This window comes from Clostridium cibarium (assembly GCF_014836335.1).
GTDB lineage: Bacteria > Bacillota > Clostridia > Clostridiales > Clostridiaceae > Clostridium > Clostridium cibarium.
Map to the genome: position 1 here is coordinate 1 of NZ_JACSRA010000027.1, position 15,139 is coordinate 15,139.

The window sequence follows — 15,139 nt, forward strand, 5'->3', positions numbered from 1 at the left end:
GGCTCGATAGCTCAGTCGGTAGAGCAGAGGACTGAAAATCCTCGTGTCCCTGGTTCGATTCCTGGTCGAGCCACCAGGTATGGCGCTATAGCCAAGTGGTAAGGCAGAGGTCTGCAAAACCTTTATCCCCGGTTCAAATCCGGGTGGCGCCTCCATACTTAAACCCTTGAAAACATTATGTTTTCAAGGGTTTTGTTGTATTGTGACTCCTATCTGCGTAGCAGATAGGAGAATATATAAAAAACATATACAAGAAGATATAGCAAGTAATTATTGTTAGCTGTTAACAGAAAATATTTAGTTTACTTAAGCATTTTGTATAAATTTAACTAAGTTAAAAGTTTAAGGAATGTATTTTTCACAATGCATATAATGAAAGAAAGTAAACTTAAATTTTATAACAAATATAATATTTATTACTTTATTTATGTATTTATATATTTAAGTTTTTCTATGTTTTTGTATTGTCATGAACAATGTATTTAAGGAGAAGAGTTGGTGATTAAAGAGCAAAATTATATAAGAAGTAGAGTGGAATCAATTGATTGGTTAAGAGGGTTAGCTGCTTTATTAATAATGGCTTATCATCTTTATTATTGGAGAGTAGCACCATTAAATGCAGATTCTTGCTTAGGCAGACTTGGTATTTATGCAGTATCAATTTTTTTTATTTTGTCAGGATTAAGTATGGCTATAGTTTATAATGGTTTTATTAATAGTATTAAAACTTCATTTGTTTTTTTGGTAAGACGTATTTTTAGAATATGGCCATTATTATGGATTGTAACCACTTTCAATTTTGTTATTAATATTAAAAAAGTCAAAATGGATTTTCAATTAGTCAGTTGGTAGATTACATATCTAATATAACTACTACATTCGGCTTCTTCGATCCTGAGTCATATATTTCTGCAGGTGCTTGGTCCATAGGTAATGAAATGGTATATTATGTGATGACACCGATTGTAATAATAGCGTATAATAGGAAAAAAATATTTGGGAATATATTATTCATAGTTTCTTTAATAATTGGATATTTATTTGCGTTTATATTTCTTGACCCTAATATTGATTTAAACATGCAATGGGGAACATATGTAAATCCATTTAACAATTTTTTCTTTTATGTAGGTGGAATAGCAATCTATTATAATCTTAAAGATATAAAATTCAATAGATATTTTAATAATATTATAGTACTTATTTCTATAGCAGTATTTTGCTTTATTCCTATAAGTGGAAATCAAATAATGATAACTACGTTAATATGGAGAATAGTTTTTTCTGTATTGTGCTTTGTAATTGTAATTGGATTCTACAAGTTAAAATTAAATATACCTGAAGTTATTGGAAGATCATTTGAACTATTTGGGATAGCAACATATGGTGTATATCTGTTACATCCGGTGGTTTATAATATTATAAATTTTATTTTTATTAGACTTAAATTACCAAGTGGTAGAGGGGGTTGGGATTTACTGATAGTTATTAGTGTATCTTTAGGAACAATTTTATTAGCCTTGATAAGTTATTATAAGTTTGAATTAAAGTTTATGAGATATGGAAAGAAGCTTTTTATTATAAATAAGAAAGAAACATAAAACCTTATTAATTCAATTGGGTACGTGTTGTGTATTAAGTTTTTACAAATATACTTCCTATTAAAAAAAGAGCAGAAGTGCTCTTTTTTTAATAATTCATATCTTTAATATATATAGTAAGAAATAATATCTATATAAAAGATAAAGTAATCAATTGGCAGTATTAATCGATTTAATGAGTAAAAGTATTTATGATTAGAAAAAATGTTAAATAATCAACAGCATAAAGCATATTATATAGTTAAATGTGGATAACTATGTTAAAAAGGTTTCTTCAACTGTGAATAACTTTTTTTCATAAGAAAATTTAGCTTTACATCCTATAGGAATAGTGAGATTAGGATAGCTGTGTCCAAAAGGAAATCCGATTATAATTGGAATTTCTAAAGGTTTTAATCTATCAGTAAAAACTTGATCGAGCCTAAGGCTTTTAGTGTAATCAGGTAATGTACAACCATCAAAACTTCCTAGAATAATTCCTTTGCATTTTTTTAAGTTCTTATTATATATTAATTGAGTAAGCATCCGATCTATTGCATAAGGAGATTCATTAACATCTTCAAGTAAAAGAATAGAATTTTTCATATCTACTTCATAAGGAGTACTTAGGGATGAGCATATCATTGATAAGTTTCCACCAACAATTTTCCCGGTGAAAGAACTAGGATTTAAATAGGTAATTTCTTTATATAGGTTAAGGTCATAGGTATATTTAGAAGTATTACTTGATATTATACTCATAAATGAATCTAATGTGGCTAAATCGTCAAAATTTGAGTTTATCATAGGACCATGAAATGTTATTAATCCTAATTTTGAAAAGTAATTTAATAGTAAAGTTATATCACTATAACCACAGAAAAACTTGGGGTTAGATCTTATTAATTTATTGTTAATAAAGGATAATGTCCTAATTGATCCATACCCACCACGAAAACATACTATTCCATCTACTGATGAATCTTGGAACATGTTATTAATATCATCAGCTCGATCTTGGTCCGAACCAGCTAGATAGCCATATTTATCAAATAGATGAGAACCTAGTTTAATATTAAAGCCAAGAGAAATAAATTTTTCTATTTTTTTATTTATTATTTCTTTATCTTCTGGTGAAGAAGGAGCAATTATACCTATAGTGGCTCCAGCATTTAGGGTTTTTCCTTTCAACATAAAAAATATCCTCCAAAAAAAGAGAGCTAATAGCTCTCCTTACTAGTAATATATATTATGAATAAGTTTTTTATTTGTTAATTGAACATATCTTTTTTAAATAAGATAAATGCGACAAGTGCACATATGCCTACGGTCATCATCATAACTATTGCAAAGGCATACGGAGATTCTTGAAATGGTAAGGTTACATTCATACCATATATTCCACCCATAATTGTTGGAATGGACATCAAGATAGTAACAGAAGCTAATACTTTCATTACTATATTTAAGTTATTTGAAATAACAGAAGCGAAAAAATCCATGGTACTTGCAAGTATATTGCTATATATTTCAGTCATTTCAATAGCTTGTTTATTTTCAATGATAACATCTTCTAGAATATCTTTATCGTCTTCATATTTTTGAATCATATCTAACTTTAGCATTTTTTCCAAGGTTATTTCATTAGCTTTTAATGAAGTAGAAAAATATACTAATGATTTTTCAAGAGAATGCAGTTGTATTAGTTCTCGATTTTTCATGGATTTATGAAGCCTTTTTTCTATCATTAGGCTTTTTTTATCGATTTGTCGCAAATATAGAAGGTAGTAAGTGGATATTCTATTTAGTATTTGAAGTATAAATCTCGATTTTTTAAAGGTGAAGAAGGTTTTAATTTTACCATTAATAAAATCTGTTAATACTTTGCTGTTTTTTAGGCATACAGTTATTAATTCAGTTTCTGTATATATAATAGCTAATGGATATGTATCATATGTTAATGAGTTATCCTCCATTTCAGTGAATGGTATATCTACAATTACTATAATATTATTATCTTCAATATCTATTCGAGACGTTTCAGCATCATCTAAAGGTGCCTTTAAGAAATCTAAAGGTACGCCAGTCTTTTTTGATGTTAAAATAAGTTCTTCATCGGAAGGAGCAACGATATTTATCCAACATCCATTCTCAATATTATCTAGTAACTCTAATGTTGAATTTTCTTCGCTAGAACTTTTAAAAATTTGAATCATATTATAACCTCCTATGTATCACAGTACAATTATACTATTTTACTGGAGTTAGTAAAAGAAATTAATATAAGTAATGCTAAAAATATTAGGCTAATAATAAGTCTTAATAAAATATCTTTAGCATTCTAATAATTGAAGGATGTATATTTATATAGTTGTTTTAGTGGTAAAAAATTCATTTTTAACTTCAGCTAATAATCCCTCCTTTTCGATTAAGTCAGATCCTGTGAAAGCAAGTGCTAATGCAGCTTTCTTAATTTGTGATAAAGAAAAATCACTAATCGTTTCTTCCGAAAATTTTTTAGTACCATATTCTATAATGGAGTCTTTAATTATAGATATATATGGGTGAATGCAAGGAACTTTTTGACTAACAATTCCTATACTTAATCCTGCTGATATATCTTTAGGAGGATGTATATCAATAATTCCATTCTCTTTTAAGTTGTGGCTGAATAGGCGATTTAATGTTCTATTTGTTACTAATTCTTCATTAGGTGGCTCGTAAAGAGAAATAGTATTAGGGATATGAGTGAGGCTTGAGACACTATTTACTATTTCTCGTATTTTGTTTTCTGTAAGTTCTGCAATATCAGAAGTTTTTGCTCTTATATAAAATTTCGCTTCTGATTCAAGAGGTGTTAATAATGGAGTGTATCCTCCACTAGATAAAATAGAATTAATTTCAACGTTTTTTGGGAAGCCTTTCATTAGTGAATTAAGCATATTAAATGTTAAAAGGATAGAATCTAAGGATGTATATATTTCTCGATTTAAATAACTAAGTTCACTGTTTCCAGTAAATTTAACGCTTAAAGGGGTTATTGCTGATGAAGTTCCACTTTCGCAGGTTATAGTATCAGGGTGGCATTCCATTACTACATCTACATCATCAAAGGTTCCTTGTTTAACCATTGTAGCTTTTGTTCCACCTAGATATTCACCAGGGCAACCTATCAAAATTACTGATCCACCTATTTTATCAATTACATGACCTAATATTAAGGAGGCTCCAACAGATATGCTAGCAAGTGCATTATGTCCAGTTATATGACCACTATTAGGTACAGCATCATATTCACAAAGAAAGCAAATCTTAGGATAACCATTTCCTTTTACAGCAAGAAATGAATTAGTAATATCAAGGTATTCATTAGTTACATTAAAATTGTGCTTTTGTAGAACTTCACAAATATATCTTGAACTTTTTAATTCTTTGTAGCTTTCTTCTGGATTAGAGTATAAGTATTTGCATAAGTCTTCTATTTCATTTTCTATAGTAGCTAGAAAAGACATCATATCTTGTTTCATAATTTTTTCCTCCATAATTAATAGTTACTATTATTTTTAACATTTATCCTAAAAATTATTAGTAAAGTAATTCAAAAGGAATATATATTTAAATTTTAATTCAGTATTTTAAAGAGAATCATTTTTAGTAAGCCGAATTGATGATATAATAACAATAAAATGTTTTTTAATGAATGAGGTAGAATCATGAATAGAGGTTTATTTATTGTATTTGAAGGTGGAGAAGGATCTGGGAAAAGTACAATATTAGAGAAAATATATAACTGGTTAATTGAGAAAGAGATAGATTGTATTAAGACTAGGGAACCTGGAGGAATTAAAATTTCAGAGGATATAAGATCAATAATATTAGATCCGGCTAATACAGCTATGGATGGAAGAACAGAAGCTTTGCTGTATGCAGCTGCAAGAAGACAACACTTGATAGAAAAAGTTATTCCAGCATTAAATAATGGGAAGATAGTGTTATGTGATAGATTTATAGATTCATCTTTAGCATACCAGGGTTTTGCCAGAGAATTGGGGATTAAGGAAATATATGAGATAAATAAATTTGCAGTAGGTGAATATATGCCTGATCTTTCAATATTTTTTGATTTGGAGCCGGAAGAAGGTTTAAATAGAATAAATAAAAATAAGGAAAGAGAAATAAATAGATTAGATTTAGAAACAATTGAATTTCATAAAAAAGTAAGACTAGGATATGAATTTTTATTAGAGAATAGTGAGCATAAGATTGTAAAAATTGATGCATCTAAATCTATTAAAGATGTATTTGAAGATGTAAAAAATATTATAATGTTACATATTGAGTAAAAAAAATTCTTTTTATATATAATACCTAAGGCTTTATGATAAAATATAGATAAGTATTAAATATTGATGGAGGGTGATACTATGAAGATGGTCATATCTATAGTTCAGGATGATGATACTTTTGATGTTGTTGAAGGTATAACAGAAAAAGGATTTAGAGTAACGAAACTTGCAACTACAGGTGGATTCTTGAAGTCAGGAAATACAACATTATTAGTAGGGGTAGAAGATACGAAGGTTGAAGAAGTGATCAGTATAATAAAAAATATATGTAAGAAGAGAAAAGAAGTTGTTGCATCTCCTGCACCATTTTCAGGTAATTCTGATATGTATGTTCAATATCCGGTAGAAGTCCAAGTTGGAGGAGCAACAATTTTTGTTCTAGATGTTGATCAGTTTATAAGAATATAGTATAGAAGAGGTGTATATTGTGAAAGAGTTTATAGGATTTGAAAATATTATTAATGGATTTATGAAACGAGTTGATAACAATACACTTTCGCATGCACACCTCATTGTGGGTCCAGATGGAATAGGAAAAAGTTTAATAGCTAAAAAGTTTGCACTTAAAATATTAGGTAAAAATGATGATTATAATTATGTTGATATAATTAATTATAAGTCAGATAAAGCTTCCTTTGGTGTAGATGAAGTTAGAAAAATAATAGAAGAAGTATCTAAAAAACCTTATGAAGGTGATAAAAAGGTAATTATAGTACATCAAGGAAATAAGTTGACTGTTCAAGCCCAAAATGCTATGTTAAAGACTATAGAGGAACCACCAAAAGGAGTATACATAGTACTATTAAGTGAAAGTTTAGAGTTATTATTGGATACTATAAAATCAAGATGCCAAATTTATAAATTAACTCCATTAGATAAAGATTATATGATTAGGTATATAAAAAGTATTGGGGAAAACGATGAGGATAAGGTATTAACAGCTATAGCATATGGAGAAGGAATTCCAGGACGTGCTGAAAAAATACTTAAAGACAATGAATTAGAAAAACTAAGAAATTTAATTATAGAGTTATTTAATGAAATAAATAAAAATAATGATAATGCTGTATTAGAATATGAAACTAAGTTTAATAAGTTTAAAAATGAAAAGTATGAACTATTGAATTTGATAGCTTCTTTTATAAGAGACATTATAGTATATAAGGAATTAAGAGATAAGAATAATATTATAAATGTTGATAAAATAGATGACGTAGGTAGGTTATCATCTGCTTTATCTTATAATAGATTAAATTCAATGTTACGAAATATAGAAAAAGCAAGAAATAATTTTGAGAATAATATAAGTTATTCTATGGCAATAAGCATTATGCTTATTGGTTTTTTGGAGGGGTAATTGATGATAAACGTCGTAGGAGTAAGGTTTAAAAAAGCAGGTAAAGTATATTATTTTAGTCCTGGTTCATTAAAAATACATAAAGGGGATTATGTTGTTGTTGAAACAGCAAGAGGGATTGAATTCGGAGAATGTGTAATAGGTATTAAGAGTATAGAAGAAGAAGATGTTATTGCTCCATTAAAGAATGTTTTAAGGGTTGCTGATAACAAGGATATAGAAAAGCATAAAGAAAATAAGAGCAAAGAAGAAGATGCGTTAAATATATGTCTAAAAAAGGTAGGGGAACATGGTCTTGATATGAAGCTTGTTGATGTAGAATACACATTTGATAACAACAAAGTTATATTCTACTTTACAGCTGATGGAAGAGTAGACTTTAGAGAACTTGTTAAGGATTTGGCAACTATATTTAAAACAAGAATAGAACTTAGACAAATTGGGGTAAGAGATGAGGCTAAAATGATAGGTGGTTTAGGGCCATGTGGAAGATCTATGTGCTGTTCATCATTCCTAGGTGATTTTGCATCAGTATCAATAAAGATGGCAAAAGAACAGAATTTATCTTTGAACCCAACAAAAATATCTGGAATATGTGGAAGGTTAATGTGTTGCTTAAACTATGAGCAAAGCACATATGAAAGTATAAGGAAAAGCCTACCTAAGGTGGGATCTATAGTAGAGACAGAAGAAGGAAACGGAGAAGTTGTTTCAAATAGTACAGTGAAAGAGTCAGTTAGAGTGAAAATTAGGGTCGGAGATGAGGAAGTACTTAAAGATTTTAAGATTTCTACGATAAAATTAATAACAGGTAATTACGAAGATTCTGTCGATGAAAAAGATATTAAATTAGAAATAGAATCTGAAGAGGATAAGAAGTTAATTAAGGATTTAATTAACGAAAAATAGGGGGAAATTTTATGAAATCTGTACTTAAGGTATTTAACATAAATAATCAACGTGATGTATCTAATATACAAAGAGCAATAACGTCAAATGAAGGTATTATTGCCTGTGAGATATCTATTGAGAAAAAGGAAATACAAGTTATATATAATGAGAGTTGGTTAGATATAGATAAGGTAAAAGAAAGTATTGAAAATTTAGGTTATATGATTCTTTAGTAGTGAGTTATTTTATAAAATAGACTTTTAAAAGGTTATGAAACATGTTAAAATAATTATGGTGTAATAACTATGATTATTTAGGAGGTGTTTTTAATGGCATTCGCAATTAATGATTCTTGTGTAAGCTGTGGTGCTTGTGCTGCAGAATGTCCAGTTAATGCTATAAGTCAAGGAGATACTCAATTCGTTATTGATGCAGATACTTGTATCGATTGTGGAAACTGTGCAAATGTTTGTCCAGTAGGAGCTCCAGAACAAGCATAGTCTGGTAATTAAAGATCGTCTTTAAGGCGATCTTTTTTATTTTAATTCATTTTAGTTTCTTTTAAGAGAATTGTAACTGGATATGAATTTAATGTTTTGGTATCTAGTGAATTTTTAGTTGTTTTTATAACTGATTTTATGGAAGTTATAAAGTTTTTACAACTATCTAAATAGATTAAAGAGTTAGTGGTCTTATAATTCATAGGAATTATAACTTTAGGTTTAATTTTGTGAACCAATTTAATAGCTTCAGTTGAGTTAAGTGTAAAATGGCCTCCAACAGGAATAAAGAGGATATCTATTGACTCAATGGAACGTAGTATATCATCGGGTAGATCATGACCTAAATATCCTAGATTACAAATCTTTAGATTATCAAAAACATAATTATAAATTATGTTAGGTCCTCTCTTTCTACCTTGTGAATTGTCTTGAAAAGAAGGAAATCCAGAAATATTAACAAAGTTAAGTTTATATGAAGAGGCTTTGTCAGCTAGCATAACTTTCTTGGCATTAATTTTAGCATTAGTTGTATCAGAATAATAATGACTTAAAGTAATTATGTTCGGGTTTAAATCTAATAAAGTATCTATAGAAATTGTACTAGGGGGATCAGTTAAGATCCTTCGCCCAAGAGAATCTTGCAGTAAAAATGAACATTCTCCAAACCATTTGATTAACATATAAGCCTCCTTAATAAAGTATATAAGTTATATTTACCCTGAATAGAATAAATTTAAACATAAAGGTAGCAATAAAACTTGAAAAAAATGAAAAAAGATATTAATATAAAATCAAAAGGTCAAGGTAAGTCAAAAACAGAAGTTTAAGAAGGTGATATTGTGGCAAGACTTTCGGATATAATTGAAAATTTTATAAAGAATATGCTTAATGAAAATGGTGGGGAACAGATTCAAATTCAGAGGAATGAATTAGCAGATCAATTTAGTTGTGCGCCATCACAGATAAATTATGTATTAACAACTAGATTTACTTATGAGAGAGGGTATGTTATTGAAAGTAGAAGAGGTGGGGGTGGCTGTATTGTAATAAGACAAGTAAGTTATGATGGGTCGGAAGAGAGGAATAATCTCTTGTATGATTGTATTGGAAATTCTATTACAAATAATAGTTCCTTAGCTTTAATTGAGAGTTTAGTAGAGTCAAATTTAATCACTATGAGAGAAGCAGAATTAATTAAGATGGCTATTAACGATAGGACCTTAGCTAATACAGATGATAGAAATAGAGTAAGGGCTGATATATTAAAGGCTGTGCTTATAGTTGTATTATCATAGAGGGGGTAATAAAAAGTGCTATGTGAAAGATGTAATAAAAATGAAGCTAAGATACATTTAATAAAACTTATTAATGGAAAGAAAACAGAAACATGGTTATGCGAAAAATGTGCAAAAGAACTTTCAGACATACCACTTAAAGCATCTATGGCAGAAGGGGCAGGAATGCCGTTTCAGAATATTTTAAGTGGTTTTTTTGAAACTTTAGATAAAACAAAAAAAATTGAAATAGTGTGCAAAAATTGTGGATTAACATACTCTCAATTTAAGAAGAGCGGACAATTAGGTTGTAGCAAATGCTATGAAAGTTTTAATGATTTGTTGAGTCCTAGAATTAAAAGAATTCAGGGTGACTTAGAGCACGTAGGTAAGATTCCAGTTAGAGAAGGAAATGAAGTGATTCAAAGAAAGAGAATTAAAAAGTTAAAAGAAGATCTACAAAAAGCGGTTATAAAAGAAGAGTATGAAAGAGCTGCAGTTCTAAGAGATGAGATTAAGTTATTAGAATCCCAAAGGGAGGTAAAAATTGATCATGAAGAATTGGATAGATAGTGAAGTAGCGGCTGAAGATGTAGTAATCAGTAGCAAAGTGTGTCTTATAAGAAATTTTTACAACTCTTTATTTACAGATAAGATGAAAACAGAAGAAGCTAGAGAAAATGTTGATAGGTTATATGAAATATTATTAGATAAGATTGATGAAGAAATGACTCTTGTAAGATCATGGGAGCATAATATAGATTTTTTAAAAGTATATTTAGAAAAACATTTAATTAGTGAAGGTCTGGTTAAAAGAAGGGATAGAAGTGCATTTATCATTAATAAAGATGAAACTTTATCCATAATGATAAATGAAGAAGATAATTTAAGAATACAATGTATAACAGATGGATTAGATTTAACTAATGCATATAACTATGTAAATAAGATTGATGATTATATTGAAGAAGTTATAGGATATGCTTTTGATGAAAATTTTGGGTATTTGACAGCATCCCCATCAAATGTTGGGACTGGGCTTAAAGCATCAGTGATGGTTCATCTACCAGCCTTGTCCATTAGTGAAGAAATATCTAATATATTTAATGGACTTAATAAAGTTGGAATGAATATTGAAGGATTGTATTTAGAAAGTTCAAAAGCATGGGGGAATATATATCAAATTTCTAATCAAGTTACTTTAGGGGTGAGGGAATTAGAAGTTATTGATAACTTAGAAGGCATAGTTAATAATATTATTAATGAAGAGAAAAAATTTAGAGAAGTAGTGGATGACAAATATAAGAATGAACTTGAAGATAAAATATATAGGGCATATGGTGTTATGAAATATGCTAAGCTTATTAAACCAAAGGAAGTTTTAGACTTATTATCTTACTTAAGGTTAGGAACAGAAATGGGTTTATTGCACATAGACAAAAAAGTGTTAAATAAATTATTGATAGATACTAGAACTTCTATGATACAAAGAAGTTTACCAAAGGGAACAGATACTATGGAGCAAGATATCTATAGAGCAAATATAATTAAAGAAAGATTAATATAATAATTAGTTTGGAGGTGTAGTATGCCATACGGTAAGTTTACAGAAAGAGCTCAACTTGTGATATTAGGGGCTCAAAAAGAATCACAAAAATTTAAACATGGATATATTGGAACAGAGCATATACTTTTAGGAATTTTAGAAGAAGGTGGAGATGCTAAGGAGCTTTTAGGTAAATACGGAATAGAAATAGAGTTAGTACGTAACCTAATTGAAGACTACTTGGGATTTGGTGAGGTATTAATGCCTAAAGGAGAATTATTACTTACACCAAGAACAAAGAGATTATTTGATGAAAGTTTTGTGGAAGCAAAAAATTTAAATCATAAATATGTTAGTCCCGAGCATTTATTGCTTGCATTAGTTAAGGAACAAGAAGGAGTAGCTTATACAATTTTAAGTAAGTTAGATTTAGATTTTAAGGGATTGAAGAAAGAATTAGTAAATCTCTTGACTGAGAAAGAAGTTGATCAAGTAGTTGATGGAGAAAGAGAAGAATCAAAAGAAAGTAAGACTCCATTGTTAAATCAATATAGCAGAGATTTAACAAAACTTGCTCAAGAAGGAAACTTAGATCCTGTTATAGGAAGAGATATAGAAAATCAAAGAGTTTTAGAAATATTATGTAGGAGGACTAAAAATAATCCATGTTTGATTGGTGAACCAGGAGTAGGAAAGACAGCAGTGGTAGAAGGTTTAGCGCAAAGAATAGTAGATGGGAATATACCAGAGCTATTAAAAGATAAAAGGGTTGTTAGCCTTGATTTAAGTAGTATGATAGCTGGAGCAAAGTATAGAGGTGAATTTGAAGAAAGACTTAAAAAGGTCATGGAAGAAATAAGAAATAACAAGAATGTGGTTGTGTTTATTGATGAGATTCACACTATAATTGGTGCTGGGGGAGCAGAAGGAGCTATTGATGCCTCTAATATATTAAAGCCAGCGCTTGCAAGAGGAGAGATACAATGTATAGGTGCTACAACTATAGATGAATATAGAAAGTATATTGAGAAAGATGCTGCTCTTGAAAGGAGATTTCAACCCGTAACAGTTGGAGAGCCAACAAAGGAAGAAACCTTAGAGATTTTAAAAGGGCTTAGGGAGAAATATGAAGCTCACCATAAAGTTACAATAAGTGATGAAGCTTTAGATGCATCTGTAGATATGGCCGATAAATATATTACAGATAGGTTTATGCCAGATAAGGCGATAGATCTTATGGATGAAGCGGCTGCAAAGCTACGTATAGAAAATCTAGTGTCACCGCCTGATTTGAAAGAGATTGTGCTAAGTATTGATGATGTAATAAAAGAAAAAGAAGAGGCCATAAGAATTCAAGATTTTGAGAAGGCTGCAGCACTTAGAGATAATGAAAAAGATCTAAAGGAAAAGTTAGATAATTTAAAAAGCGACTGGAATTCTCAAAATTCAGTTCAGTCTTTAACTGTTACGAAAGAGAATATTGCGAAAGTTGTTGCAACTTGGACTAAAATTCCTGTAGAGAAACTTACAGAAAGAGAAAGCGACAGACTTTTAAGATTAGAAGAAATTCTTCATAAAAGAGTAATTGGACAGAGTGAAGCTGTAAAGTCAGTAGCTCGAGCTGTTAGAAGAGCAAGAGTTGGCTTAAGAGATGAAAAGAGGCCTATAGGTAGTTTTATATTCTTAGGACCAACAGGAGTTGGAAAAACAGAATTATGCAAGGCTCTCGCAGAGGCTATGTTTGCAGATGAAAATAATATAATTAGAATTGATATGTCTGAATATATGGAAAAACATTCTGTATCTAGATTAATTGGAGCGCCTCCAGGATATGTAGGATATGAAGAGGGGGGACAATTAACAGAAGCTGTTAGAAGAAAGCCTTATTCTGTTATTTTATTAGATGAAATTGAAAAGGCACATTCTGATGTATTTAATATATTGCTTCAAATTATGGAAGATGGAAGATTAACAGATGGAAAAGGAAAAGTCGTTAATTTTAAAAATACAATTATAATTATGACTTCAAATGTGGGTGCACATTCTATAAAAAAGCAAAAGTCAATGGGATTTGTTATTGATACAAAGAGTGATACAGAGTATGAAAAAATGAAAGAGAATATAATGGAAGAGTTAAAAAGAAGTTTTAGACCAGAATTTTTAAATAGAATAGATGATACCATTGTATTCCACAAATTAACTAAAGAAGATATGCTATCTATAGTAGACTTAATGTTAAATTCTATAATAAAAAGAATTAAAGAAAAAAATATTACTTTAGAATTTACTAAATCATGTAAAGAGTTCTTATTAGATAAAGGTGTTGATTTAAATTATGGAGCAAGACCTTTAAGAAGAGTAATAACTAAAGAAGTTGAAGATAGATTAAGTGAAGAACTTTTACGTGGAAATGTTAGTATGGGAGATAGCTTGCTAGTATCAGTAGAAGAAGATAAGCTTGTATTTACTACGATCAAGGAAATATCAGTAGAAAACACTGAGGATACAATTCATAGTTAATAGTAAGCATGTATATAAGAGAGATTGATGCAAATACTTTTTGTACCAATCTCTTTTTTTAATAATACATTAATGGAAGTGAGATAATAATATATAGAGAGAAAGCAAGAAATATTAAATAATAATTATTATTGATTAATTATTAAAATATGTTAAAATAAAATAAAGATAAGGAGTGAAAGATTTGAGTAAAGAAATTAAGAATATAGATTTAGTAATTTTAGGTGGAGGACCGGCCGGGCTAACATCAGCTATATATGCTTCAAGAGCTAGAATGAAAATGATTCTTTTAGAAAATGCTTTTTTAGGAGGGCAAGTTAGAAATAGTTACTTAATAGAAAACTATCCTGGTTTTAAAAATATTGATGGAGCTTCTTTAGCGGATAAGATGCAGGAACAAGCAGAAGAAGCAGGAGCTATTATAGATGAATTTGATCCTGTTGTTGATATAAAGTTAACAAAAGATGAGAAGATAATAGAAACTGAAAGCTATATTTATAATACTAAGACTGTTGTTATAGCAACTGGAGCAGTTCCTAAAAGATTGCCAATTCCAAGTGAAGAAAAGTTTTCAGGAAGAGGAATCCACTATTGTGCAGTTTGTGATGGAGCAATGTATTCAGATAAAATTGTAGGAGTTGTAGGTGGTGGAAATGCAGCGTTAGAAGAGGCTGTGTTTTTATCTAGATTTGCTAAAAAGGTTTATATAATAAGAAGATATGATTACTTTAGAAGCGAAAGATCTGTATTTGATGAAGCAAATAATAATTCTAAAATTGAAATTTTATATAATGAAGATCTTGTTGATGTAACTGGAGAAGAGTTTGTTCAGAGGGCAAGGTTAAAAAATACAATTACTGAAAAAGAAAGAGAAATAGAAATAGATGCAGTATTTGGTTACATTGGAACAGAACCTAAGACAAAGGAGTTTGAAAAATATATTGATCTAACTTCAAGTGGGTATATTATAGCAGATGAAATGATGAAAACTAATGTGCCAGGTGTGTTTGCAGCTGGAGATGTTAGAGATAAAGTGTATAGACAAATAACTACTGCTGTGGCAGATGGAACAATAGCAGCTTTGGAAGCAGAAAAATATATAAAGTAGAAAAGGAGAATAAG

General features: G+C 29.4%; 17 protein-coding genes and 2 tRNA genes. 15 read left to right on the forward strand and 4 right to left on the reverse strand.

The genetic code is table 11. The annotated features are described in order from the left end of the window. The 4 genes from H9661_RS14990 to H9661_RS15000 all read left to right on the forward strand — a co-directional run bounded on the left by H9661_RS14990 (position 1) and on the right by H9661_RS15000 (position 1,601). Positions 1–76: transfer RNA gene (locus H9661_RS14990), tRNA-Phe, on the forward strand. A gap of 5 nt (positions 77–81) precedes the next feature. Further along, positions 82–155: transfer RNA gene (locus tag H9661_RS14995), tRNA-Cys, on the forward strand. Positions 156–498: 343 nt separating this feature from the next. Next, positions 499–852 (forward strand): acyltransferase family protein, encoded by a 354-nt coding sequence (locus H9661_RS19905; RefSeq protein WP_341480437.1) that lies wholly within the window; start codon positions 499–501, stop codon positions 850–852. After that, complete coding sequence (locus H9661_RS15000; RefSeq protein ID WP_279290175.1) at positions 846–1,601, forward strand: acyltransferase family protein; 756 nt, start codon at positions 846–848, stop codon at positions 1,599–1,601. Before H9661_RS19905 ends, H9661_RS15000 begins: the two co-directional genes overlap by 7 nt. A gap of 255 nt (positions 1,602–1,856) precedes the next feature. On the opposite strand, the gene H9661_RS15005 is transcribed toward H9661_RS15000, so the two are convergent. The 3 genes from H9661_RS15005 to H9661_RS15015 form a co-directional block, all read right to left on the reverse strand. Next, positions 1,857–2,774 carry a S66 peptidase family protein gene (locus H9661_RS15005; protein ID WP_191769613.1) on the reverse strand — a complete coding sequence of 306 codons (918 nt, stop codon included), beginning with the start codon at positions 2,772–2,774 and terminating at the stop codon, positions 1,857–1,859. A gap of 77 nt (positions 2,775–2,851) precedes the next feature. Beyond that, positions 2,852–3,796, reverse strand: coding sequence for a magnesium transporter CorA family protein (locus H9661_RS15010; protein WP_143318465.1), 945 nt, complete (start codon positions 3,794–3,796; stop codon positions 2,852–2,854). 147 nt (positions 3,797–3,943) lie between these two features. Continuing rightward, entirely contained in the window at positions 3,944–5,107 is a 1,164-nt protein-coding gene (locus H9661_RS15015; RefSeq protein ID WP_191769616.1) for a zinc-binding metallopeptidase family protein, read from the reverse strand. Positions 5,108–5,293: 186 nt separating this feature from the next. Here H9661_RS15015 and tmk point away from each other — a divergent pair, with 186 nt between their 5' ends. From tmk to H9661_RS15045, 6 genes are all read left to right on the forward strand, one after another. After that, on the forward strand, positions 5,294–5,923 hold the full coding sequence (tmk, locus tag H9661_RS15020) for a dTMP kinase (protein WP_143318467.1): 630 nt from the start codon (positions 5,294–5,296) through the stop codon (positions 5,921–5,923). 81 nt (positions 5,924–6,004) lie between these two features. Continuing rightward, on the forward strand, positions 6,005–6,334 hold the full coding sequence (locus tag H9661_RS15025) for a cyclic-di-AMP receptor (protein ID WP_143318468.1): 330 nt from the start codon (positions 6,005–6,007) through the stop codon (positions 6,332–6,334). Positions 6,335–6,353: 19 nt separating this feature from the next. Beyond that, complete coding sequence (locus tag H9661_RS15030) at positions 6,354–7,283, forward strand: DNA polymerase III subunit delta' (RefSeq protein WP_143318469.1); 930 nt, start codon at positions 6,354–6,356, stop codon at positions 7,281–7,283. A 3-nt stretch (positions 7,284–7,286) separates the two neighbouring features. Further along, the gene (locus tag H9661_RS15035) at positions 7,287–8,192 is read left to right on the forward strand and encodes a PSP1 domain-containing protein (protein ID WP_143318470.1); all 906 of its coding nucleotides are present in this window, start codon (positions 7,287–7,289) and stop codon (positions 8,190–8,192) included. Positions 8,193–8,203: 11 nt separating this feature from the next. Further along, positions 8,204–8,407 carry a heavy-metal-associated domain-containing protein gene (locus tag H9661_RS15040; RefSeq protein ID WP_143318471.1) on the forward strand — a complete coding sequence of 68 codons (204 nt, stop codon included), beginning with the start codon at positions 8,204–8,206 and terminating at the stop codon, positions 8,405–8,407. Positions 8,408–8,503: 96 nt separating this feature from the next. Beyond that, the gene (locus tag H9661_RS15045) at positions 8,504–8,674 is read left to right on the forward strand and encodes a DUF362 domain-containing protein (RefSeq protein WP_143318472.1); all 171 of its coding nucleotides are present in this window, start codon (positions 8,504–8,506) and stop codon (positions 8,672–8,674) included. Positions 8,675–8,715: 41 nt separating this feature from the next. Here the strand turns inward: H9661_RS15045 and H9661_RS15050 are convergent, their stop codons facing one another. Continuing rightward, entirely contained in the window at positions 8,716–9,357 is a 642-nt protein-coding gene (locus H9661_RS15050; RefSeq protein ID WP_143318473.1) for an MBL fold metallo-hydrolase, read from the reverse strand. Between the two features lie 159 nt (positions 9,358–9,516). Here H9661_RS15050 and H9661_RS15055 point away from each other — a divergent pair, with 159 nt between their 5' ends. The 5 genes from H9661_RS15055 (at position 9,517) to trxB (ending at position 15,125) form a co-directional block, all read left to right on the forward strand. After that, entirely contained in the window at positions 9,517–9,972 is a 456-nt protein-coding gene (locus tag H9661_RS15055) for a CtsR family transcriptional regulator (protein WP_143318474.1), read from the forward strand. Between the two features lie 15 nt (positions 9,973–9,987). Continuing rightward, entirely contained in the window at positions 9,988–10,524 is a 537-nt protein-coding gene (locus tag H9661_RS15060; RefSeq protein ID WP_143318475.1) for a UvrB/UvrC motif-containing protein, read from the forward strand. Then, entirely contained in the window at positions 10,505–11,518 is a 1,014-nt protein-coding gene (locus H9661_RS15065) for a protein arginine kinase (protein ID WP_143318476.1), read from the forward strand. The genes H9661_RS15060 and H9661_RS15065 overlap by 20 nt, the downstream gene beginning before the upstream one ends. A gap of 21 nt (positions 11,519–11,539) precedes the next feature. Further along, positions 11,540–14,017 (forward strand): ATP-dependent Clp protease ATP-binding subunit, encoded by a 2,478-nt coding sequence (locus H9661_RS15070; RefSeq protein WP_191769618.1) that lies wholly within the window; start codon positions 11,540–11,542, stop codon positions 14,015–14,017. 184 nt (positions 14,018–14,201) lie between these two features. Then, the gene (trxB, locus tag H9661_RS15075) at positions 14,202–15,125 is read left to right on the forward strand and encodes a thioredoxin-disulfide reductase (protein ID WP_143318478.1); all 924 of its coding nucleotides are present in this window, start codon (positions 14,202–14,204) and stop codon (positions 15,123–15,125) included. The last annotated feature ends 14 nt before the right edge of the window (positions 15,126–15,139 follow it).

Coding starts and splice junctions, on each gene's coding strand:
- H9661_RS15005 (WP_191769613.1), bottom strand. CDS start 2,774: ATGTTGAAAGGAAAAACCCTAAATGCTGGAGCCACTATAGGTATAATT.
- H9661_RS15010 (WP_143318465.1), bottom strand. CDS start 3,796: ATGATTCAAATTTTTAAAAGTTCTAGCGAAGAAAATTCAACATTAGAG.
- H9661_RS15015 (WP_191769616.1), bottom strand. CDS start 5,107: ATGAAACAAGATATGATGTCTTTTCTAGCTACTATAGAAAATGAAATA.
- tmk (WP_143318467.1), top strand. CDS start 5,294: ATGAATAGAGGTTTATTTATTGTATTTGAAGGTGGAGAAGGATCTGGG.
- H9661_RS15025 (WP_143318468.1), top strand. CDS start 6,005: ATGAAGATGGTCATATCTATAGTTCAGGATGATGATACTTTTGATGTT.
- H9661_RS15035 (WP_143318470.1), top strand. CDS start 7,287: ATGATAAACGTCGTAGGAGTAAGGTTTAAAAAAGCAGGTAAAGTATAT.
- H9661_RS15040 (WP_143318471.1), top strand. CDS start 8,204: ATGAAATCTGTACTTAAGGTATTTAACATAAATAATCAACGTGATGTA.
- H9661_RS15045 (WP_143318472.1), top strand. CDS start 8,504: ATGGCATTCGCAATTAATGATTCTTGTGTAAGCTGTGGTGCTTGTGCT.
- H9661_RS15050 (WP_143318473.1), bottom strand. CDS start 9,357: ATGTTAATCAAATGGTTTGGAGAATGTTCATTTTTACTGCAAGATTCT.
- H9661_RS15065 (WP_143318476.1), top strand. CDS start 10,505: ATGAAGAATTGGATAGATAGTGAAGTAGCGGCTGAAGATGTAGTAATC.
- H9661_RS15070 (WP_191769618.1), top strand. CDS start 11,540: ATGCCATACGGTAAGTTTACAGAAAGAGCTCAACTTGTGATATTAGGG.